This window comes from Psychrobacter sp. (assembly GCF_036731945.1).
GTDB lineage: Bacteria > Pseudomonadota > Gammaproteobacteria > Pseudomonadales > Moraxellaceae > Psychrobacter.
Map to the genome: position 1 here is coordinate 14,219 of NZ_DAINDI010000034.1, position 1,859 is coordinate 16,077.

The following is a 1,859-nucleotide window of genomic DNA, read 5'->3' on the forward strand; positions in this document are numbered from 1 at the left end:
GCGCTGCCGGTACGGGCAAATTGACGCAAGTTGCGCAGTGCCATTTGGATTTGGCGCGTGCCAAGCTGATTGTCATCATCGAGATTGCGATATTTGCGCTGCTCCCACACTTTAGCCGCGCTGCGTTTACGTGACTCGCCGCCGACGCGCACGCCTTCTGGATGGTCGCCATAGGCACCAAATGGTGACGTGCCGCCAGTGCCGACCCATTTACTGCCACCTTGATGACGCTCTTTTTGCTCTTTAAGACGCTCTTCAAGCGCTTTCATCAACTCCTCTAATGAGCCGTATTTTTTCAGCAAGCGCCGCTGCTCTTCGGTCAGATTTTTTGGATCAAGCTTTAAATCCAGCCACTCTTTCGGAATATCCGTCAACTTTGCGAGCAGCTCATCCATATCAAGACTATCGACGCCCTCAAAATAATCTGCCATAGCACGGTCAAATTTATCAAAGTGACGCTCGTCTTTGACCATACAAAGCCGAATCAGTCGATACATATCCTCGCGACTGGCAAAAGTAGATAGCTCTGGATTTTCAGGATGCGGCTGCATCATCAGCCCTTGATCTAAGGCCGCGTTTAGGTCGAGGAGCTCACGCGTACTGACCGGCACGCCATAGGTCCGCAGGGTATAGAACAATTTGATAAACATAAAAGTCGCATCACTTATTGGCTGATAGAGTTACAAGTTGGACTGTTTTATTAGCGTCAATTATGACAAACGAGCTGTCGCTTAACGACGCATCATATTGGCAAAACGCTGCAATAAACCTACATCGGCCTCGTTTTTCAGCAGCGCGCCATATAGCGGCGGAATAGACTTTTCCCCGCGTAAGTTTTCTTCCAGCTCGTTTTGTGCCATATCATCAGCGAGCAATAACGTTAACCAATCGACCAGTTCCGACGTTGATGGTGGTTTTTTAAGCCCTTGAATATTACGCAGTTTATAGAAAATATCGAGCGCATCATTGACGAGTTTTTCTTGGATATTGGGAAAATGCACTTCAATGATTTGGCGCATGGTATCTTCTTCTGGGAAGTCGATATAATGGAAGAAACAGCGGCGTAAAAACGCATCTGGCAGCTCTTTTTCATTGTTTGAGGTGATAATAACCACCGGACGCTGCTCAGCAGTGATGGTCTCGCCTGTTTCATAAACGTAAAAAGACATCTTATCGAGCTCATGTAGTAAGTCGTTTGGAAACTCGATATCAGCCTTATCAATCTCATCAATCAATAACACACTGCGCTCATTACTAGTAAAGGCCTCCCACAGTTTACCGGGCTTGATATAGTTGCCAATCTCATAAACCTTATCGTCACCCAATTGCGAATCACGTAAGCGCGATACGGCATCGTACTCATACAGCCCTTGCTCAGCTTTAGTGGTTGATTTAATGTGCCACGTAATCAGCGGCATCCCTAAACTCTCCGCCACTTCTTCAGCCAGTAACGTTTTACCAGTGCCCGGCTCGCCTTTAATCAGTAACGGCTTTTGTAGCGTCATCGCCGCATTAACGGCAAGCTGCAAATCATCAGTGGCAATATAGCTTTGCGTACCGGTAAAGCTTTTCTTCGTTTTATCAGTCGTGCTCATAATACATTCTCAGTTATTAGAAACAGTTATTAAAATCAGTTATTAAAATCAGTTATTGTTATCCGTTAAATATAGTAGAAAGCTTAGAGAAAATCGTTAGCAGCTACCTAATCATTTAGATTAGCACAGCCCCATTGATTGCCAAAATACTCATGCGTTCGCAGTTATTATTGATTCATTGTACAGCTGATAAATGAGTATAAAAAAAGACACGCAGGGTGTCTTTTAGTGTAAAAATTTAAAGCAAAAAGCTTTACTACTCAT

At 44.6% G+C, this 1,859-nt stretch carries 1 protein-coding gene and 1 pseudogene; both read right to left on the bottom strand.

Going from position 1 to position 1,859, the window contains the following annotated elements:
* Positions 1–650, bottom strand: a pseudogene (locus V7D75_RS08465) (hypothetical protein); the annotation flags it as partial.
* Positions 651–731: 81 nt separating this feature from the next.
* Complete coding sequence (locus tag V7D75_RS08470) at positions 732–1,595, bottom strand: AAA family ATPase (protein ID WP_333614213.1); 864 nt, start codon at positions 1,593–1,595, stop codon at positions 732–734.
* Positions 1,596–1,859 lie beyond the last annotated feature (264 nt).

Coding starts and splice junctions, on each gene's coding strand:
- V7D75_RS08470 (WP_333614213.1), bottom strand. CDS start 1,595: ATGAGCACGACTGATAAAACGAAGAAAAGCTTTACCGGTACGCAAAGC.